Source organism: Streptomyces sp. NPDC088097, assembly GCF_044741845.1.
Taxonomy (GTDB): domain Bacteria; phylum Actinomycetota; class Actinomycetes; order Streptomycetales; family Streptomycetaceae; genus Streptomyces.
In genome coordinates this window covers 13,789-33,047 of the sequence record NZ_JBIUTJ010000009.1, presented here as the reverse complement: position 1 = coordinate 33,047, position 19,259 = coordinate 13,789, and the positions used below count along the sequence as shown (strand labels likewise).

Annotated in this window: 15 protein-coding genes; 10 read left to right on the top strand and 5 right to left on the bottom strand. The window is 74.2% G+C overall.

The annotated features are described in order from the left end of the window. From ACIOD1_RS23760 to ACIOD1_RS23720, 9 genes are all read left to right on the top strand, one after another. Window positions 1-1,266: a 6-phospho-beta-glucosidase gene (locus ACIOD1_RS23760; RefSeq protein WP_401904473.1), complete on the top strand. Its 1,266-nt coding sequence runs from the start codon at window positions 1-3 to the stop codon at window positions 1,264-1,266. Beyond that, complete coding sequence (locus ACIOD1_RS23755) at window positions 1,257-2,258, top strand: N-acetylglucosamine kinase (protein WP_401904472.1); 1,002 nt, start codon at window positions 1,257-1,259, stop codon at window positions 2,256-2,258. The genes ACIOD1_RS23760 and ACIOD1_RS23755 overlap by 10 nt, the downstream gene beginning before the upstream one ends. 231 nt (window positions 2,259-2,489) lie before the next feature. Continuing rightward, entirely contained in the window at window positions 2,490-3,899 is a 1,410-nt protein-coding gene (locus tag ACIOD1_RS23750; RefSeq protein ID WP_401904470.1) for a hypothetical protein, read from the top strand. A gap of 164 nt (window positions 3,900-4,063) precedes the next feature. Beyond that, the gene (locus ACIOD1_RS23745; protein ID WP_401904647.1) at window positions 4,064-4,999 is read left to right on the top strand and encodes a glutamate ABC transporter substrate-binding protein; all 936 of its coding nucleotides are present in this window, start codon (window positions 4,064-4,066) and stop codon (window positions 4,997-4,999) included. A gap of 56 nt (window positions 5,000-5,055) precedes the next feature. Beyond that, on the top strand, window positions 5,056-6,348 hold the full coding sequence (locus ACIOD1_RS23740; protein ID WP_365615072.1) for a hypothetical protein: 1,293 nt from the start codon (window positions 5,056-5,058) through the stop codon (window positions 6,346-6,348). After that, complete coding sequence (locus ACIOD1_RS23735; protein ID WP_401904467.1) at window positions 6,345-9,125, top strand: tetratricopeptide repeat protein; 2,781 nt, start codon at window positions 6,345-6,347, stop codon at window positions 9,123-9,125. Before ACIOD1_RS23740 ends, ACIOD1_RS23735 begins: the two co-directional genes overlap by 4 nt. A gap of 3 nt (window positions 9,126-9,128) precedes the next feature. Continuing rightward, the gene (locus ACIOD1_RS23730) at window positions 9,129-10,610 is read left to right on the top strand and encodes a protein phosphatase 2C domain-containing protein (RefSeq protein ID WP_401904466.1); all 1,482 of its coding nucleotides are present in this window, start codon (window positions 9,129-9,131) and stop codon (window positions 10,608-10,610) included. 113 nt (window positions 10,611-10,723) lie between these two features. After that, window positions 10,724-12,043, top strand: a complete 1,320-nt coding sequence (locus ACIOD1_RS23725; protein ID WP_401904463.1) for a VWA domain-containing protein — start codon at window positions 10,724-10,726, stop codon at window positions 12,041-12,043. 46 nt (window positions 12,044-12,089) lie between these two features. Further along, on the top strand, window positions 12,090-13,157 hold the full coding sequence (locus ACIOD1_RS23720; RefSeq protein ID WP_401904461.1) for an FHA domain-containing protein: 1,068 nt from the start codon (window positions 12,090-12,092) through the stop codon (window positions 13,155-13,157). Here ACIOD1_RS23720 and ACIOD1_RS23715 read toward each other — a convergent pair. Next, window positions 13,154-14,146, bottom strand: a complete 993-nt coding sequence (locus tag ACIOD1_RS23715) for a methyltransferase domain-containing protein (RefSeq protein WP_365614858.1) — start codon at window positions 14,144-14,146, stop codon at window positions 13,154-13,156. The genes ACIOD1_RS23720 and ACIOD1_RS23715 overlap by 4 nt on opposite strands. A gap of 118 nt (window positions 14,147-14,264) precedes the next feature. Here ACIOD1_RS23715 and ACIOD1_RS23710 point away from each other — a divergent pair, with 118 nt between their 5' ends. After that, the gene (locus ACIOD1_RS23710) at window positions 14,265-14,666 is read left to right on the top strand and encodes a globin (protein ID WP_365614861.1); all 402 of its coding nucleotides are present in this window, start codon (window positions 14,265-14,267) and stop codon (window positions 14,664-14,666) included. 52 nt (window positions 14,667-14,718) lie between these two features. Here the strand turns inward: ACIOD1_RS23710 and ACIOD1_RS23705 are convergent, their stop codons facing one another. The 4 genes from ACIOD1_RS23705 to ACIOD1_RS23690 all read right to left on the bottom strand — a co-directional run bounded on the left by ACIOD1_RS23705 (window position 14,719) and on the right by ACIOD1_RS23690 (window position 19,214). Continuing rightward, window positions 14,719-15,444, bottom strand: coding sequence for a hypothetical protein (locus ACIOD1_RS23705; RefSeq protein WP_401904458.1), 726 nt, complete (start codon window positions 15,442-15,444; stop codon window positions 14,719-14,721). Continuing rightward, window positions 15,441-15,899: a thioesterase family protein gene (locus ACIOD1_RS23700; protein WP_365614867.1), complete on the bottom strand. Its 459-nt coding sequence runs from the start codon at window positions 15,897-15,899 to the stop codon at window positions 15,441-15,443. The genes ACIOD1_RS23705 and ACIOD1_RS23700 overlap by 4 nt, the downstream gene beginning before the upstream one ends. A gap of 9 nt (window positions 15,900-15,908) precedes the next feature. Further along, the gene (gene ettA, locus ACIOD1_RS23695) at window positions 15,909-17,573 is read right to left on the bottom strand and encodes an energy-dependent translational throttle protein EttA (RefSeq protein WP_365614870.1); all 1,665 of its coding nucleotides are present in this window, start codon (window positions 17,571-17,573) and stop codon (window positions 15,909-15,911) included. Between the two features lie 156 nt (window positions 17,574-17,729). After that, window positions 17,730-19,214: a phosphatase PAP2 family protein gene (locus ACIOD1_RS23690; protein ID WP_365614874.1), complete on the bottom strand. Its 1,485-nt coding sequence runs from the start codon at window positions 19,212-19,214 to the stop codon at window positions 17,730-17,732. Window positions 19,215-19,259: the final 45 nt, after the last annotated feature.

The window sequence follows — 19,259 nt, the reverse complement described above, 5'->3', positions numbered from 1 at the left end:
ATGAAACTCGCAGTGGTGGGCGGCGGTTCCACCTACACCCCCGAGCTGATCGACGGATTCGCGCGGCTGCGCGACACCCTTCCCGTCTCCGAGCTGGCGCTGATCGACCCGGCCGCCGAGCGGCTGGAGCTGATCGGCGGCCTGGCCCGGCGGATCTTCGCCCGCCAGGGACACCCCGGGAAGATCACCACCACCTCCGACCTGGACGCGGGCGTCGCCGGAGCCGACGCGGTGCTGCTCCAGCTGCGCATCGGCGGGCAGGCCGCCCGGCTCCAGGACGAGACCTGGCCGCTGGAGTGCGGCTGCGTCGGCCAGGAGACCACCGGCGCGGGCGGGCTGGCGAAGGCCCTGCGCACCGTGCCCGTCGTCCTGGACATCGCCGAGCGGGTGCGCCGGTCCGCCCCCGACGCCTGGATCATCGACTTCACCAACCCCGTCGGGATCGTCACCCGGGCCCTCCTCGCGGCCGGCCACAAGGCGGTCGGGCTGTGCAACGTCGCCATCGGCCTCCAGCGGAAGTTCGCGGCGCTGCTGGACGTGACCCCGGCCGAGATCCACCTCGACCACGTCGGCCTCAACCACCTGACCTGGGAGACCGGCGTACGCCTCGGCGGCCCCGACGGCACCGACGTGCTCCCCGGGCTGCTGGCCGAACACGGCGAGGCCATCGCCGCCGACCTGCGCCTGCCGCGCCCGGTCCTGGACCGGCTCGGGGTCGTGCCCTCGTACTACCTGCGCTACTTCTACGCCCACGACGAGGTGGTCCGCGAGCTGGGCTCGAAGCCCTCCCGGGCCGCGGAGGTCGCCGCGATGGAGAAGGAACTCCTCGCGCTGTACGGAGATCCCGCGCTCGACGAGAAGCCCGCGCTGCTGGCCAAGCGGGGCGGCGCCTTCTACTCCGAAGCCGCCGTGGACCTGGCCGCGGCCCTGCTCGGCGACGGTGGGCCGTCCGTGCAGGTGGTCAACACCCTCAACAACGGGACCCTGCCGTTCCTCGCGGACGACGCGGTCGTCGAGGTCCAGGCGCGGGTCGACCGCTCCGGAGCGGTGCCGCTGGCCGTGCCCCGGCTGGACCCCCTGTACGCCGGGTTGGTCGCCCACGTGAGCGCGTACGAGGACCTCGCGCTGGACGCCGCCCTGCGCGGGGGGCGGGAGCGGGTCTCCAAGGCCCTCCTCGCCCACCCCCTGATCGGGCAGTACGACCTCGCCGAGGGGCTGACCGACCGGCTGCTCGCGCACAACAAGGAGCACCTGCCATGGGCGTAGCCGGGGCCGCCGTGCTCGCGGTCGACGCGGGGAACAGCAAGACGGACGCGGCCCTGATCGGCGCGGACGGAACCGTGCTCGGAACCGGCCGCTCGGGGGGCTTCCAGCCTCCCCGGGTCGGGGTCGAGGCGGCCGTGGACGTGCTCGGGCAGGCCGTCGCGGAGGCCGCCGAGGCCGCCGGGCTGCCCGGGCTGCGGCCCGGGGCCCCGTACGCCGCCCGGGTCTCGGCCTGCCTGGCCAACGCCGACCTGCCCGTGGAGGAGCGCCGGCTCGCGGGCGCGCTCAGCGCGCGCGGCTGGGGCGCGGCCACCGAGGTGCGCAACGACACCTTCGCGATCCTGCGGGCCGGCCTGGCCGGCACGGGCCTGCCGCGCGGGGTCGCGGTGGTCTGCGGGGCCGGCATCAACTGCGTGGGCATGCTCCCCGACGGGCGCACCGCCCGCTTCCCGGCGCTCGGGTCGATCTCCGGCGACTGGGGCGGCGGGGGCGGCCTCGCGGAGGAGGCCCTGTGGTGGGCGGCGCGCGCCTGGGACGGGCGCGGCGGCCCGACGGAGCTGGCCTCGGCCCTGCCGGGGCACTTCGCCCTCGCTTCGATGGCCGAGCTGATCGAGGCCCTGCACCTGGGCACCCTGGACCGGCGGCGCGTCCACGAACTGGTGCCGGTGCTGTTCGCGGTGGCCGCCGCGGGCGATCCGGTGGCCTCGGCGATCGTGGAACGGCAGGCCACGGAGGTGGTGGCGATGGCCTCGGTGGCGCTGAGCCGGCTCGGACTGTTGGAGGAGGAGGCTCCGGTCGTGCTGGGGGGCAGCGTGCTCGCCGCCGGGCATCCGCAGCTCAACGGCCGTGTCGAGGAGTTGCTCGCGGAGCGGGCCCCGCGGGCCCGGGTCTCGGTGGTGACGGCCCCGCCGGTGCTCGGCGCCGCACTGCTGGGACTGGACGCGCTCGGTGCGACCCCTGAGGCCCACGAGAAACTCCGTGCCCATTTCGGGTGAACCCGCGCGGCCGGCGCCCGCGTCTGGAACCGTGGGGGCGGCCCGGGCGTATTGACGGTGAAGGGTCGACACGGGGGGGGCGGGCGCGAGCGGGAGGCACGGCAGCGGGGCCGGGGGACGGCGCGGGAGCCGGCCGGGGCGCGGGTTTGCCCAAGATCGAGCACCGGTGATGTGGCCGGCCGCCGCTACGGCCATACTTCTGCGGAACAGAGGACCGAGGGGGAGGTCACGGTGGCCATCACGACACGCGCGTCCGCGCCCGGGGACGGTGCTGCCTCCGGGCCGCCGCCCGGCGGGCCGGACGCGAGACCGGTCGCCCCACCGGGGCGTACCGCCTGGGCGGAGGGCGTGGACCTGCTGCGCGCCGGCGCCACCACCGAGCCGGGCCGGCTGCGGATCATCGGCGCCGTACTGGCCGCCGTGGTCCTGCTGTTCGGCGCGGTGGCGCTCTGGGAGATCTCCGGCCGGGTCACGGCCGCCGAGGACGTGGTGGGCCGCAGCCAGCCGCTGAGCGCGGACGCGGCGAGCATCTACCGCTCCCTCGCGGACGCCGACACGGCTTCCTCCAGCGGGTTCCTCGCCGGGGCCCAGGAGCCGCGCGAGGTGCGCCAACGCTACGAGAAGGACATCGCCAACGCCTCCGAACTGCTGGTGAACGCGGCGGCCAACACCGGGGCGGACGGGGAGTCCCGCAAGGAGATAACCCTCCTCGGCCGGGAACTGCCCCGCTACACCGGGCTGATCGAGCAGGCGCGCGCCAACAACCGTCAGGGGCTGCCGCTCGGCGGCGCCTACCTGCGGCACGCCAACGAGCAGATGAGCACGGTGCTGCTGCCCGCCGCCCAGCGGCTGTACGAGGCGGAGACCGGCCGGCTCTACGCCGACTACGACGAGGCCCGGTCCTGGCCGCTGGCCTCCACGGGCGCCGGGCTGTTGGCCCTCGCCGCGCTGGCCTGGGCCCAGCGGCGCGACTACCTGCGGACCCACCGCGTCCTCAACCAGGGCCTGCTGGCGGCCGCGGCCGCCGCGCTCGTGGTGCTGATGTGGCTGACGGTGGGGCACGCGCTCGCCCGGTCGGAGCTGAGCGAGGCCCGTACCGACGGTCAGGAGTCGCTGAAGGTGCTCAACGACGCGCGCATCGCCTCGCTCCAGGCCCGGGCCGGGGAGAATCTGACGTTGATCTCGCGGGGCGCCGTACTGGCGGAGGACAAGAAGTCCGACAAGTACGACGTGGACTACGCGACCAACATGAAGCAGCTCGACGCGGGACTGGCCCGTGCCCTGCGGCTGGCCGACGACGACGCCGGCCGGGATCCCGTCACCCGGGCCGTGGACGGCGTGGCCCAGTGGAAGCAGCGGCACGCCGCCGCCCGGGAGAGCGACATGCGCGGCGACTACGAGCAGGCGCTGCCCCAGGTGATCGGGGACGCGAACCACAAGGACAGCAGCGGGGCCTCCTTCGACACGGTGGACGCCTCGCTGGAGCGGGCCGTCGCCCATGAGCAGCAGGAGTTCACCCGGGCCGCCCGCGGCGGACTCGGCGCGCTGGACGGTCTGACGACGGGCGCGGCGGCCCTGGCGGTCCTCGGCGCGGTGGCGGCCCTCCTCGGCATCGGCCGCAGGCTTTCGGAGTACAGGTGAGTTCGATGCGGATACGACGGACACCCACGGAGCCGACGACGGGCCCGGGCGGCGCGAGCGCCGGGGCGCCGGACGGGGCCGACGTCGAGGGCGCGACGGGCGGAGCGGGCGGTCGCATCCGGCGTTCCGCGCACCGGCTGCGCGGTTGGGGCGGGGTCACCGCGATGGCCGCCGCCTGCGCGGTGACGGCCGCGGCCGTCCTGCTCCCGCTGACCCAAGGCTCGCCGGCCGACCGCGGCACCGGGGCGGTCCACGAGCCCGCCGCGGTCGGAGCGGCCCCGCTGGCCCCCGCCGACACCTGTCAGGACCCGGAGGCGAGCCTGCGCCCGTCCGGTCTGGACGGCCCGACGATCGCGCGGATCCGCGAGGCGGGCAAACTCGTCGCGGGCGTGGACCAGAACAGCTTCAAATGGGGCTACCGCAAGGCGGACGGCTCCCTCGCGGGCTTCGACATCGACCTGGTCCGGGCCATCGCCAAGGACATCCTGGGCAGCGAGGACAAGGTCATCTACCGGGCGATCCCCACCAACCAGCGCATCCCGGCCCTCCAGGAGGGTCGGGTCGACATCGTCGTGCGCACCATGACGATCAACTGCAAGCGGCTGGAGGACGTGGCCTTCTCCACCGCCTACTTCGAGGCCGGTCAGCAGGTGCTCGTCCCCACCGGTTCGGAGATCAAGGGGTACGACTCCTCCCTGAAGGGCCGCCGGATCTGCACCGCCGCCGGGTCCACGGCGGAGGCGGCCCTGAAGACCACGTCGTACGGCGCGGTCCCGGTGTCCGTGCCGAACCAGTTGGACTGCCTGGTGCGGCTGCAACTGGGCGAGGTGGACGGGATCATCACCGACAACGCCCTCGCCGCCGGGCAGGCCGCGCAGGACCAGTCGCTGAGGCTGGTCGGAGCGCCCTTCACCCGCGAGTTCTACGGGGTGGCGATGAACAAGGACGCCACCGACCTGGTGCGCCGGGTCAACAAGGTGCTGGAGAACTACCGCGCGGGCGGTGACCAGAGCCCGTGGTCGACCTCGTACAAGAAGCACTTCGAGCACGTGCTGCCCGAGGCCGTCGTGCCTCCCGCGCCCAAATACCGGGACGGCTGAGGCCGGTGGTGGATTCGGAGCCCTATGTGAGCCTTCCCGGAGCGGGACCGGCGCCGATGGACCGGGACGACGTCGACCGCGCCCTGACCCGCCTCGCCGCGGAGCACGAGGCCGTCGAGACCTCCCTGCTCGCCCTCCAGGACCATGCCGGGCGCCGGCTGCTGGAGGGCGCCGCGCTGACCGGCGTCACCAGGGAGCGGTGGGTCGGCGCCGACGCGGCGATCACCCGCCTGTGGACCTACTTCGACGCCTACAGCGGGGCGCTGAAGGCCGCCCGGGAGATCCGTGAGCGGCGCCGCTGGCCGAGCCGCGAGGAGCTGTCCGAGCTGACCGAGCGGCTGCGCGGACCCGGGGTGATGATCGCCGGGGCGGCGGTGGAGGGCGTCGCGCTCACCGAGCGGTTCTCCCTGGCCGAGCTGGTGTCCCGGATGAACCAGCTGTACGCGCGCTCGCTGGACGTGGTGGTCGCCGCCGACTCGGTGTGGTCGGCGCTGCCCGCGCGGATAGACCTCCTCGCCGCGGAACTGCACCGGACCCGCTCGCTGGCGCATTCGGTGGGGGTCCGGCCGGGCGAACACCCCTCGGGGGACGAGCTGGCCGCGATCACCGCCGAGCTGGCGCGGCTGCGGGAGGAGGTCATCGCGGACCCGCTGGCCTTCTGGGAGGCGGTGACGGGCAGCTCCGCCCCGGGCGGGGGCCGGCCGGACACCGGCCGCTACGACCGGGCCGCCCGCGCGCTGGACGACGTACGCCGTGAGGTCGAGGCGGTGCTCACCGTGCGGCAGGACGCCGAACAGCGGCTGATCGCCCTGCGGGACGTGCTCTCACGGGCCGACCGGACCCTGGCGGAGGCGCGGACCGCGCGCGTCGAGGTGCTGGCGAAGATCGCCGCTTCGGAGGTGCCGGCGGTCAGCGGCCCACCGACGGCCCTCCAGGAGCAGGTGGCGGCGGCGGCCGAATACCGGCGCCAGTCCCGGTGGCACCGGCTCTCCCCGCTGTTGGACGCCCTGGAGGACCGGGCGGACGAGGAACTGCGCAGGGCCCGCGAATCGTTGACCGCGGTGACGGCGCCCCTCGCGGTGCGGGCCGAACTGCGGGGGCGGCTCGACGCGTACAAGGCGAAGGTGGCCCGGCACGGCCTGGCGGAGGATCCGCTGCTGATCGAGCGGTACGACACCGCCCGGCGGATGCTGTGGAGCGCGCCCTGCGATCTGAGGGCGGCCGAAGGGGCCGTCCTGCGCTACCAGCACACGACGGCCGAGGCACTGGCCGCGCAGCGGACACCGGCGGCGGACCCGCCCCCGACGCGAGACCACCGGCCCGCTGTGCCGGGGAAGGAGGACGCATGAGCCTGAACGGAACGCCCTGCGTGCGTCCCGGATGCCCGGGGACGTACGAGGACATGGGCGGCGGCGAGCTGTACTGCGACACCTGCGGGCTCGCTCCGGTCGGCACGATCGCCGCGGGCGCCGAGGAGTTGGTCTCCCCGCCGACGGGGATGACCAGCGCCGCCCGCCACGGCGATGCGCGGGGCTCGGCGGGCTCCGCCGGTTCGGCGGGCTCGCGCGGTTCGGGCCGTTCCTCCGCCTCGGCCCGCTCCTCGCGGTCCTCGCGCTCCTCCTCCTCGCGCCGTTCGGTGTCGGGACGGCTCTCGCGCTCCCTGTCGGGCCGGGCCTCCACCCGGCTGGTCTCCGTGCGCAGTTCGGGCAACTCGACCGGTTCCTCGGGGCGCGGCAGGCTGGGCGCCGGGCTGGTCAACGTCCCGGAAGTACCCCGTCCGGATCCTTCGGCGGCGGTGCTGGAGAACCCGGAGGTGCCCGAGCGCAAGCGGTTCTGCTCGCGCTCGGACTGCGGCGCCCCGGTGGGCCGCGCGCGCGGCGAACGGCCGGGCCGTACCGAGGGGTTCTGCACCAAGTGCGGCCATCCGTACTCCTTCGTGCCGAAGCTGCGCGCCGGGGACGTGGTGCACGGCCAGTACGAGGTGGCGGGCTGCCTCGCGCACGGCGGGCTGGGCTGGGTCTACCTGGCGGTGGACCGGGCGGTCTCGGACCGGTGGGTGGTGCTCAAGGGCCTCCTCGACACCGGGGACCAGGACGCGATGGAGGCGGCGATCTCCGAGCGGCGCTTCCTCGCCGAGATCGAGCACTCCAACATCGTGCGGATCTACAACTTCGTGGAGCACCTGGACCAGCGGACCGGTTCGCTGGACGGGTACATCGTCATGGAGTACGTGGGCGGCAAGTCCCTCAAGGAGATCGCGAACGACCGGCGCCGGCCGGACGGGCGGCGCGACCCGCTGCCGGTGGAGCAGGCGTGCGCGTACGGGATCGAGGCGCTTGAGGCCCTCGGTCACCTGCACAGCAGGAACCTGCTGTACTGCGACTTCAAGGTCGACAACGCCATCCAGCAGCAGGACCAGCTCAAGCTGATCGACATGGGCGCGGTCCGCCGGATGGACGACGAGGAGTCGGCCATCTACGGCACGGTGGGCTACCAGGCGCCCGAGGTGGCGGAGGTGGGGCCCTCGGTGGCCTCCGACCTGTACACGGTCGCGCGCACCCTGGCCGTGCTGACCTTCGACTTCCAGGGCTACACGAACGTGTTCGTGGACTCGCTGCCCGACCCGGAGCACATCGAGGTCTTCCACCGGTACGAGTCCTTCTACCGCCTCCTCGTCCGGGCGACCGACCCGGATCCCGGGCGCCGCTTCGCCTCCGCCCAGGAGATGGCCGACCAGCTGACGGGCGTGCTGCGCGAGGTGGTCGCCCTCCAGACGGGGCGCCCCCGGCCGCAGCTCTCCACCCTGTTCGGGCCCGAGACGACGGTCCCGGACACCCGGCTCTACGCCGACGACCCCGGCTCGGAGGTGTCCCGACTGGGGGCGCGGGCCGCACCGCGTCGGGGGCCGCGGCCGGGACGACGCCGCTCGGCGGCTTCGGAGCGCGCCGTCCCGAGCGCCCTCCCCGCCGGCACGGGCTTCGAGGCCCCGCGTGCTTCCGGGGGCGGGACCCCGCCGATCGCGGCGCAGCCGGGCACGCCGTCGGGCGGCGCCGTCCCCGCGCTGGGCGCCACCGCCACGCACGTGACGAGCGCTCCGGTGCCCGGACCCCGGCCGCCCGTGGCCCCCGCCGCGCCGGCGCTCTCGCTGCCGGCCGTCGCGCTGCCCGCCGTCCCGCCGGCCGTGACCCCGGCGGCCGCGGGGCTGGCCCCGCTGGACGCGCGGCACACCGCGCTGGCGCTCCCCGTGCCGCTGGTGGACTCCACCGACCCCAACGCCGGGTTCCTGGCCGGGCTCCTCTCCTCGGCCCCGGCCGACCTGGCGGCCGCCCTGTCCGCGGCGCCCGCCGACTCCGCCGAGCTGCGACTGCGCGAACTGCGCGCCCGGCTCGAACTGGGCGAACTATCCGTGGCGGGCGAGGCCCTGGCGGTGCTGGAGGCGCGCTACCCGGACGACTGGCGGGTGGTGTGGGCCCGCGGGATCGCCTCCCTGGCCACCGGGGACGACGAGATAGCGGCCCTGTCCTTCGACGCCATCTACGACGCCTTCCCCGGCGAGCCCGCGCCGAAGCTGGCCCTCGGGCTGTGCGCGGAGGTCCTCGGGCAGTTGGACAACGCCGCCGACTACTACCGCCTCGTCTGGGCCACCGACCCGGGCTTCGTGAGCGCGGCCTTCGGCCTGGCCCGCGTCCAGTTGGCCGCCGGGGACCGCTCCGGTGCGGTGGACACCCTGGAATCCGTACCGGAGTCCTCGATCCACTACACGGCCGCACGGGTGGCGGCGGTACGGGCACGCCTGCGCGACCGGGCCCCGCACGAGGACCTGCCGGCCGATCTCGCGGCGGCTTCCGACCAGGTGGAGGCACTGCGGCGGTTCGGGCTGGACCCGGAACGGCAGGAGCGGTTGTCGACGGAGGTTCTGGGCGCGGCCCTCGACTGGGTACTGTCGGGTAGCCGGGGCGCGGACCCCGGTCGGACCTCGCTGCTCGGCAGCCAACTGGACGAGCGGGGGCTGCGCTTCGGCCTGGAGCGCTCGTACCGCGTCCTCGCGCGGCTGGCGCAGCGGGGCGAGGAGAGGATCGAACTGGTGGAGCGGGCAAACCGTTTCCGTCCCCGGACGTGGGTGTGATTGATGTCGATGCATCGGCCGTCGGGCTGCCCCAGCTGTGCGGAACCCCTGGAAGAGGGTGACCTTTTCTGCGGTGTGTGCGGCTACTCCCTGTCCGCCCCGCCCCCGCCGCCGGATCCCGTCCCGACCCTCCCGCTGACCCCGCCGCCCCCGCCCCCCGGGTACGCCCCGGGCGCCCCGGCTCCGGCCGCGCGGGGGTACGCCCCGACGCTGGAGGAGCGCCCGGCCCCGGACGGCGGGTACGCCTCCGGGGTGCCCGCTCCGGGCTGGGGCAGTGCGGACGAGCCCGCTCCGACCCTGGTCGGGGGGGACTTCGACCTGCCGGGCCCGGACGCGCCCTGGTCCCCGGAGCCCGCCCGGCACGAGGAGCCGTACGGCCGGGGCCCGACGCCGAGCCCGGCCGGCGCCCGCTACGACCTCCCCGGCGGCGGTGAGCCCGACCCCGGCGCCGCGCCCGAGGAGCCGGCCCGGAGCGCGCCGGGCACGCCCGAGCAGGAGGACCCGTACGCCGCCCCGCAGGGGGACGGTGGCAGGACCTGTGTCGCCTGCCGCGCCGGGCACGTGGACACCGACGGGTACTGCGAGCACTGCGGTCACGCCCAGCCGCGCGAGCGGGACCACCTGGAGGAGGAGCTCGGCAGCGTCGCCGCCGTCAGCGACCGGGGCCTGCGCCACCACCGCAACGAGGATTCGTTCGCGGTGGCGGCCACCGCCCTGCCCGACGGTTCCGCCGCCACCGTGGCCATCGTCTGCGACGGGGTCTCCTCCGCGAGCCGTCCCGACGAGGCTTCGGCCGCCGCTGCCGCCGCCGCCAACGAGGCCCTGCTCGAAGCCCTCCCGCGCGGCGCCCACCCCTCGGAGGCCATGCACGAGGCGATCCTCGCCGCGGCCTCCGCGGTGAACGCCCTCGCGCCGGAGACCTCGGGCGCGCAGAACGCCCCGGCCTGCACCCTGGTCGGCGCCGTCGTCAGCGGCGGGGTCCTGACCATCGGCTGGGTCGGCGACAGCCGGGCCTACTGGGTCCCGGACGACCGCGGCGCACTCTCCCGCCGGCTGACCGAGGACGACTCCTGGGCGGCGCAGATGGTCGCGGCGGGCCTGATGGGCGAGGCCGAGGCCTATGCCGACGTCCGCGCGCACGCCATCACCGGCTGGCTCGGAGCCGACGCTTACGACCTCGAACCGCACACCGCCAGCTTCCGGCCGGACCACCCCGGGGTGGTCGTCGTCTGCACCGACGGGCTCTGGAACTACGCCGAATCCGCCCAGGAGATGGCCCGGATCCTGCCCCCGGACGCCGCGGTCCGTCCCCTGCACAGCGCGCAGGTGCTGGTGGGGCACGCCCTCGACGGGGGCGGCCACGACAACATCACCGTGGCCCTGGTCCCCTTCACCGAACTGCGGGAGGAACCGGAGACCGTGGAAACGGAACCCGCGGCCCACCCCGGGGCGGAACCGGAAGCGGAACCACACCCGGGGGCCTGAGACACCCGGTCGCCTCCCGGTCCGCCCGGTGCCCCTCCGCCCCGCTCCCCCTCCGTCCCTCTCCCTGTCCACCGCCGAAGGCCCACCGCCGGCAGCCCCGAGGAGTCCAGTCGATGGCGAACTTCGCCAAGCCGAGCGCCCCGCGCTTCAGCGCGGAGGTGTACCAGAACGAGTTCCTGCCCGAGGGCGGCCGGGACGTGCACGCCATCGTGACGGTCACCTCCACCGGCGGCGCGACCGCCACCCGGACCCTCGGCCGGGACGCGGCCGTCGTGATCATGGTCGACTGCTCGGGCTCCATGGAATATCCGCCGGAGAAGATGCGCGGCGCCCGCGAGGCGACCGCCGCCGCGATCGACACCCTGCGCGACGGGACCGCGTTCGCCGTGGTCGCCGGCACCCACGAGGCCCGCGAGGTCTACCCCGGCCAGGGAGTCCTCGCCACCGCCGACCCCACCACCCGCGCCCAGGCCAAGGAGGCCCTGCGGGGCCTGCGCTCCGGCGGCGGCACCGCCATCGGCACCTGGCTCCGGCTCGCGGACGGCCTGCTGCGCCGCTCGTCGGCGGGCATCCGGCACGGCATCCTGCTCACCGACGGGCGCAACGAGCACGAGGAGCCGGCCGTGCTGCGGGCCACCCTCGACGCCTGCGCGGGCCGATTCACCTGCGACGCCCGCGGGGTGGGCACCGACTGGGAGGTGAAGGAGGTGACGGGGATCGCGAGCGCGCTGCTCGGCTCCGCCGACATCGTCGCCGATCCGGCCCACCTGGCCGGGGACTTCACGCGCATGATGGAGAACGTCATGGGCAAGGAGGTCGCGGACGTCGCGCTGCGCCTGTGGACCCCGGTCGGCGCGGAGATCCAGTACGTCAAGCAGGTCTCGCCGACCGTTCACGACCTCACCGCCCGGCGCACCGAGGCGGGCCCCCGCGCGGGCGACTACCCGACCGGCTCCTGGGGCGACGAGTCCCGCGAGTACCACGTCTGCGTACGGGTGCCGGGCGCGTCCATCGGCCAGGAGATGCTGGCCGCCCGCGTCTCGCTGGTCCTGCCCGGGCCGGCGGGCGAGCCGCGGCCCGCGCTCGCCCAGGGTCTGGTGCGGGCGGTGTGGACCGACGATCTGGCCGCCTCGACCGCGATCAGTCCGCAGGTGGCGCACTACACGGGGCAGGCGGAGCTGGCGCAGGCTATCCAACAGGGGTTGGAAGCCCGCAAAATGGGCGATGTCGATGGCGCCACGGCCAAATTGGGGCGGGCAGTACAGCTGGCCGGGGCTTCCGGGAACGAGGACACTGCCAAACTGCTGGCGAAGGTGGTGGACGTCGTCGATGTGGCGGCGGGTACTGTGCGGCTGAAAGCGAAGGTCGCCGATGCCGACGAGATGACCCTTGAAACGCGTTCCACGCAGACCGTGCGAGTGAAGAAGAGCTAGACGAGATTCCTGCCGAGTGGGGCGGGGAGAAGGGGGAAGCGCCGCGATGCCGACCTGCCCGAACGGGCACCAGTCCGCCTCCGACGACTGGTGCGAGGTCTGCGGTCACCGCATGGCCGCCCCCACGGGCGCCCCCGCGGCGCCCTCCTACGGATACGGCTATCCCCCCACGGCCGGCGAGCCCACGGCCCAGGCCGAACTGTGCCCGCAGTGCCGGACGCCGCGCGAGGCCATGGCGCCGTTCTGCGAGGAGTGCCGGTACAACTTCCTGACGCGCTCGGCGACCTCGTACATGCCGCTCGCCCCGGACCCGGCGCCCGGTGGCGGCGCCGGCAGCGGCCCGGGGAACGGCCCGGGCACGGGCGCGGGTACCGGTTCCGGGGGGACTCCGCCGCCGCCGCCGTCGGCGCAACCCGTCTACTCACAGGACCACTTCGACTACCAGGGCTCCCGGCCGTCCCGCGTCAACCGCCCGGCCGAGCCGCTCCAGCGCGAGGACGACTGGCTGCTGCCCCCGCCGTCGCACGCGCAGCCGGCCCAGCCCGTGCAGCAGGAGTACCAGCAGCCTCACCAGCAGGAGTACTACCAGCAGGAGTACCCGCAGCAGCAACAGCAGCAGTCCTACGCGCCGCAGAACCTTCAGCACCAAGAACAGCCCCAGCAGCACCAGCCCCAGCAGCCTCACCAGCAGCAGCACGGTCCGGTCTCCTGGACGGCGACGATCGGCCCCGACCGCTCGTACTTCATGGCGATGATGCACCGCAGCGGCCCCGAGGCCGCGGCGCTCAACCTGCCCGCGTACTCCCCGGAGCAACACCTTCCGCTCACCGGCGGCCAGATCACGATCGGCCGCCGCCGTGCCTCCACGGGCGAGTCCCCCGACGTCGACCTGTCGGTGCCCCCGGAGGACCCGGGCGTTTCCCACCAGCACGCGGTGCTCGTCCAGCAGCCCGACCTGAGCTGGGCCGTGGTCGACCAGAACTCCACCAACGGCACCACGATCAACGGGGGCGAGGAGCCGATCCAGCCCTACGTCCCCATCCCGCTCGGCGACGGCGACCGCGTCCACGTGGGCGCCTGGACCACCATCACCATCCGCCGGGGCCGGTCCTAGGCCGTGTCCGGCTCCCCCAGGGGCCATACGTAGGGTCCCTGGGGGTCGTCCAGCCAGGACCACTGGCCCCGCGGGGTCACGGTGACGCCGAAGCGCTCGCGCGGCGGCCGGTCCTCGCGCCGCCACAGGTCCAGCGCCTCCCGGGGGTGCAGTACGCCCGCGGTCAGGACCAGCAGGAACTGGAAGCGCTCGTTCTCCGCCAGGTCGTACGGAACCCCGTGCAGCGGACCGGTCCTGCCCGCCGGGTACGGCGAGGCCGTGGCCCCGCGCAGGGGGACGAAGTAGGCGGGGGTGTGCAGGAAGCGGCCCTCCGCCAGCTCGGCGTCCTCGACCGTGAGGGCGATCAGCCCGGTGGACAGGGGGGCCAGGATCCGCGCCCCCGGCCGGCACTGGCCGAGCCAGGGGGGCGGGATCAGCGGCAGGGTGCAGGTGACCAGGATCCGGTCGAAGGGGGCGCGGGCGGGGCAGCCGCGCGCCCCGTCCCCGGTGACCACGGTCGGCCGGTAGCCGAGCAGCGCCAGGTGGGCCCGCGCCGACTCGGTGATCTCCTCGTCGAGGTCCACGGTCGTGACGAGGTCCTCGCCGAGCCGGTGGCACAGCAGGGCCGCGTTGTAGCCGGTCCCCGCGCCGATCTCCAGCACGTTGTCCCCGTCGCGCACGTCCAGGGCGTCCAGCATCCTCGCCATCAGGGAGGGCTGGCTGCTGGAGGAGACCAGCTCGCCGTCGCGCAGCCGGGTGGCGAGCGGGGCGTCCGCGTACACCCCGCGCAGCCAGCGGGCCCGCCGTTCGGGGTCGGGGTCCTCGGCCCACAGCCGCTCGTGCCCGGCCCCGCGCCCGGTCCAGAACCAGGGCACGAACACGTGCCGGGGCACCGCGGTGAAGGCCGCGCGCCAGGCCGGGTCGTCGAGTGCTCCGGCGGTTTCCAGCTCCCGTACCTGGGCGGCGTGCGCGATCGCGCGCAGGTCCCTCTCCGTACCGCCCGTCGTCATGTCTCCACTGTGCTGCGCACGGCCCCGGCGTGCGACCGCTCGCCCCGCCCGTCCCGCTCGCCCCGGGGGACGACCCGGGACCGGCGTCCCCCGTCCGGGCGTCTGAGACGATGGTCCGGTGAATGACGATCCGCAGAGCACCGTCCAGGAGACGACCTTCTACGAGCTGGTGGGCGGCGAGGACTTCTTCCGCCGTCTGGTCCACCGCTTCTACCAAGGGGTCGCGGGGGACCCTCTGCTGCGTCCGATGTACCCGGAGGAGGACCTCGGGCCCGCCGAGGAGCGCTTCGCGCTGTTCCTGATGCAGTACTGGGGCGGCCCGACCACCTACAGCGAGAACCGCGGCCACCCGCGCCTGCGGATGCGGCACGCGCCGTTCCAGGTGGACGCGGCCGCGCACGACGCGTGGCTGAGGCACATGCGCGTCGCGGTGGACGAGATGGGTCTGGCGCCGGAGCACGAGGCTCAGCTGTGGCGGTACCTAACCTACGCGGCCGCCTCGATGATCAATACGGCCTGACCCCGGGGAACGCGCCGGGGCCCGGCCGGTTCGGACCGGTCGGGCCCGCCGTTCAGACCGGTCGGACCTGGAGGGCGCCGAGCCCGCCGACGCGGCCGGGGCGCCGGGTGGCCACGGACCCGTAGGGGGTGCTGAGCCGCAGCCAGCCGCCGGAGGCGAACAGCGCGACGGGGGTCCCGGCGCGGGCGCCCGGGTCGGTCGGGGCGGGCGGCACGGTGGACCGTACGGGCCGCAGGAAGCCCAGGGACTGGGCGGCGTGCACGACCCGCAGCGGCAGCTCGGTGTCGCCGAGGGTGCGCGACCAGATCTCGCGGCCGATGCGGTCCCGCTCGGAACGGGTCCGGTGCTGCGGGGGCAGGGCCTCGTCACGGGCCCGGAACTCGGCGATGGCACCGGCCACGGCCGCGGCCATCGCCCGGGGCTCGGGAAGTCCGGGGACGGGCTGCCAGCCGCCGCGCGGCGGGAGCACTCCGGCCCACGGGGGGCCGGTGACCGGCCCGGGTACGACGACGCCGGCGCCGCTCTCGTCGACGGCCTCCAGCAGCTCCCCGGCGGACACGGTCACGTCCAGCGGGGTCGCGGGCGGCTCGGCCAGGCGTACGGCACGCACCGCGAGCACGTCGAAGGACGGGGGCCGACCGAAGACGGCCAGCGCCCCGCCGCCCGCCCGCGCCTGCAGGCGGACGGCGGCGGCGCGGTCGTAGTGCACCAGCCGGCCCAGGAAGGCGGCGAGGTCCGCCGCCTCCCCGGAATCGGCGAAGCGCAGCTGCTCGTTCATGCCGCGAGGCGCCCTTCGGACGTCTTCGCGGGCTCGTCGAGGTATTCCTTCAGGAACTGCCGCTCCTCGGCCGTGATGCGGCGGGGCCGCCCCTCGGCGAGGTTGTAGGGCACGACCACCGTCTCGGCCCGGACGTAGACCGTCTCGGGCGCGTCCTCGGTCGCCTCGTCCTTGACCTCGTAGCGGATGGTCAGGGACGCGGCGCCTATCCGGGTCACCCAGGACTCGATGAGCACCGGCTCGTGCCGGTGCACGAGCGGCAACTTGTAGTCGATCTCGTGACGGGCCACGACGGATCCGCCCGTGAAGGACTCGCTGCCCTCCCCCGGCGCCAAGCGGAACATGAAGTCGATGCGCGCCTCCTCCAGGTAACGGAGGAAGACGACATTGTTGACGTGCCCGAAGGCATCCATGTCCGCCCAACGCAGGGGGCAGCGGTAGTGATGTCTGGCCATGGTCTCGGCCTAGCCTCGGGTGAGCTTCTTGTAGGTGGCGCGGTGCGGGCGGGTGGCGTCCGCACCGAGGCGCTCGATCTTGTTCTTCTCGTACGACTCGAAGTTGCCCTCGAACCAGTACCACTTGGAGTCGCCCTCGTACGCCAGGATGTGCGTGGCGACCCGGTCCAGGAACCAACGGTCGTGGGAGATGACCACGGCCGCACCCGGGAATTCGAGGAGCGCGTTCTCCAGCGAGGAGAGGGTCTCGACGTCGAGGTCGTTGGTGGGCTCGTCGAGGAGCAGCAGGTTGCCGCCCTCCTTGAGCGTCAGCGCCAGGTTCAGGCGGTTGCGCTCACCACCGGACAGGATGCCGGCGGCCTTCTGCTGGTCCGGACCCTTGAAGCCGAAGGCGCTGACGTAGGCGCGGGACGGCATCTCGACCTGGCCGACGTTGATGTAGTCCAGCTCGTCCGACACGACGGCCCAGAGGGACTTCTTGGGGTCGATGTTGGCGCGACTCTGGTCGACGTAACTGATCTTGACGGTGTCGCCGACCTTGACGGAGCCGGAGTCCGGCTCCTCCAGGCCCAGGAGCATTTTGAAGAGCGTGGTCTTGCCGGCGCCGTTCGGGCCGATGATGCCGACGATGCCGTTGCGCGGCAGGGTGAAGGACAGGTCGTCGACCAGGACCTTGTCGCCGAACGCCTTGTTGAGGTTGTTGACCTCGACCACGATCGAGCCCAGGCGCGGGCCCGGCGGGATCTGGATCTCTTCGAAGTCGAGCTTGCGCATCTTGTCGGCTTCGGCGGCCATCTCCTCGTAACGGGCGAGGCGGGCCTTGGACTTGGTCTGACGCCCCTTGGCGTTGGACCGCACCCATTCGAGTTCTTCCTTGAGGCGCTTCTGGCGCTTCTCGTCCTTGCGGCCCTCGACCTTGAGACGCGTGGCCTTCTTCTCCAGGTAGGTGGAGTAGTTGCCCTCGTACGGGTGGGCGCGACCGCGGTCGAGTTCGAGGATCCACTCGGCGACGTTGTTCAGGAAGTACCGGTCGTGGGTGACGGCCACGACGGCGCCCGCGTACTGCGAGAGGTGCTGCTCCAGCCAGTTCACCGACTCGGCGTCGAGGTGGTTGGTGGGCTCGTCGAGGAGGAGCAGGTCCGGGGCCTCGATCAGCAGCTTGCAGAGCGCGACGCGGCGCTTCTCGCCACCGGAGAGGTTGGTGACCGGCCAGTCGCCGGGCGGGCAGCCCAGGGCGTCCATGGCCTGCTCCAGCTGGGCGTCGAGGTCCCAGGCGTTGGCGTGGTCCAGGATCTCCTGGAGCTTGCCCATCTCGTCCATGAGCGCGTCGGTGTAGTCGGTCGCCATTTCCTCGGCGACCTCGTTGAAGCGCCTCAGCTTGCCCATGATCTCGGCGGCGCCGTCCTGGACGTTCTCCAGGACGGTCTTCGACTCGTCGAGCTTGGGCTCCTGCATGAGGATGCCGACGGTGAAGCCGGGCGACAGGTACGCCTCGCCGTTGGACGGCTGCTCCAGGCCCGCCATGATCTTCAGAACGGTGGACTTACCGGCGCCGTTCGGGCCGACCACACCGATCTTCGCGCCGGGCAGGAAGTTCAAGGTGACGTCATCAAGGATCACCTTGTCGCCGTGCGCCTTGCGCGTCTTGCGCATGGTGTAGATGAACTCAGCCAAGAGAAACCGTCCGGCAGATCGATGGTGGGCAGATACACCCCATCTTGCCAGGCGTCCATACGTCGGGGGAAACGCGTAAGACCCCGGCGCCCTGACCTGCGCCCCGTCGGGCAGGCGGGGCGGCGACGGGGGCGGGCGGCCGGGGTCGGGGTCGGGTCAGCGGGGGCGGTAGACGGTGAGGGCGTCGGGGAGGGCTTCGAGGACGAGGGAGCCCGGGGCCTTGGCGTACTCACCGTCGTAGGCGAGCGGGGTGCCCGCGGGGACGTCCGCGACGCGCAGGCTCCGCAGGCGGGTCGCGGCGTGGACGGGGGACCGGCTCAGGGGGCCGGTGAAGGCGGCGGCCAGCAGGCGGGAGCCCGGCCGGCCCCCGCCGTGGACGAGGCGCAGGTCGAGCAGGCCCTCGCCGACGCTGTCACGGCGCCGGGGGGTGGGGCCGGTGCCGTGGTAGGTGCCGTTGCCCGCGAAGAGCAGCCAGACGCTGCGGGGCCGCCCGGCCAGGGTCAGCCGTACGGGCCGCTCCGCGCGCAGCACCCGGAAGGCGGCGAGCACCGCGGCGGGGCCGCTCCCGATTCGCGGGGACCAGTGCAGGCGGTGGCGCAGCAGCTCGGGGTAGGCGCCGATGCTGAAGTTGTTCAGGAAGTACCGGGCCGCCCCGTCGTCGGTCCCGTCGGTCGGGGTGAAGCGGCCCACCGAGACCCGGACGGCCTCGCCCGCGGCGACCGCGCGGCAGGTGTCCTCGGGCCCGGCGAGGCCGAGGTCCAGCGCGAAGTGGTTCAGGGTGCCCCCGGGGAACACCGCGAGGGGTACCCCGGCGCGCAGGGCGGCGGTGGCGGCGGCGTTGACCGTACCGTCGCCTCCGCAGACGCCGAGCACGGCGGACCGGGAGGCGGCGGACGCCAGGGCCTCCTCCAGCTCCTCGCCCGTGCACTCGACGACCTCCGCCTTCGGCAGCTGCCGCAGCAGCCGGTCGAGCCCCACCGTGGCGACCGTGCCCGATCCGGTGTTCACCACCACCGTCAGGCCCTCTCCTTCGGGCAGCGCCGGCACCCCGGCCGCCGGGCGCTCGTCGCCCGCCACGGCCCGCGCTACCTCGGCGCCGCGCGCGAGGCGGCGTACGACGAACCCCGCGGCCACCCCGAGCGCCGCGCCCGTAAGTACGTCGGAGGGGTAGTGCACCCCGGTGTACACGCGGGAGAAGGCGACCGACGCCGCCACGGGCGCCACCGCGAGCCCCCACCCGGGGGATTCGAGGGCCACGCCGGCGGTGAAGGCGAAGGCCGAGGCGGCGTGCCCGGACGGGAACGAGGTGGTCCACGGCGGCACGGTGGGCCGCCGCGTCATCGGCACCCCGTCCAGCAGCGGCCGGGGCCTGCGGACCGACCACTTCCCGACGGTGTTGATCGTCGCCGAGGCCAGTGCCAGCGAGGCGGCGCCGCGCAGGGCCGCCTTGCGGGCACGGGTCGAGCCCAGGACGGCGATCGCGGCCGCCGTGCCGCCCCACAGCACCCCGTGGTTGGCGGCCCGGCCCAGCCGGGGCAGGACCCGGTCGGCCCCGGGCCAGTGCCTCCGGGCCACCTCGTCGAACAGTCGCCGGTCCGCCCGTGCGACCGCGCCCCGCCAGGTCAACTCCTGATCAGCCATTTCCAGCGCCTACCCCGCGGCGCGGATCCGGAACCGGTCCTCACT

Excerpts from the sequence above, each read along its gene's own strand:
- ACIOD1_RS23690 (WP_365614874.1), bottom strand. The coding sequence starts at position 19,214 with ATGGCTGATCAGGAGTTGACCTGGCGGGGCGCGGTCGCACGGGCGGAC.
- ACIOD1_RS23715 (WP_365614858.1), bottom strand. The coding sequence starts at position 14,146 with ATGACGACGGGCGGTACGGAGAGGGACCTGCGCGCGATCGCGCACGCC.
- ACIOD1_RS23745 (WP_401904647.1), top strand. The coding sequence starts at position 4,064 with ATGGCCGCCGCCTGCGCGGTGACGGCCGCGGCCGTCCTGCTCCCGCTG.
- ACIOD1_RS23760 (WP_401904473.1), top strand. The coding sequence starts at position 1 with ATGAAACTCGCAGTGGTGGGCGGCGGTTCCACCTACACCCCCGAGCTG.
- ACIOD1_RS23755 (WP_401904472.1), top strand. The coding sequence starts at position 1,257 with ATGGGCGTAGCCGGGGCCGCCGTGCTCGCGGTCGACGCGGGGAACAGC.
- ACIOD1_RS23700 (WP_365614867.1), bottom strand. The coding sequence starts at position 15,899 with ATGGCCAGACATCACTACCGCTGCCCCCTGCGTTGGGCGGACATGGAT.
- ACIOD1_RS23725 (WP_401904463.1), top strand. The coding sequence starts at position 10,724 with ATGGCGAACTTCGCCAAGCCGAGCGCCCCGCGCTTCAGCGCGGAGGTG.
- ACIOD1_RS23730 (WP_401904466.1), top strand. The coding sequence starts at position 9,129 with ATGTCGATGCATCGGCCGTCGGGCTGCCCCAGCTGTGCGGAACCCCTG.
- ACIOD1_RS23705 (WP_401904458.1), bottom strand. The coding sequence starts at position 15,444 with ATGAACGAGCAGCTGCGCTTCGCCGATTCCGGGGAGGCGGCGGACCTC.
- ACIOD1_RS23720 (WP_401904461.1), top strand. The coding sequence starts at position 12,090 with ATGCCGACCTGCCCGAACGGGCACCAGTCCGCCTCCGACGACTGGTGC.
- ACIOD1_RS23740 (WP_365615072.1), top strand. The coding sequence starts at position 5,056 with ATGGACCGGGACGACGTCGACCGCGCCCTGACCCGCCTCGCCGCGGAG.
- ACIOD1_RS23735 (WP_401904467.1), top strand. The coding sequence starts at position 6,345 with ATGAGCCTGAACGGAACGCCCTGCGTGCGTCCCGGATGCCCGGGGACG.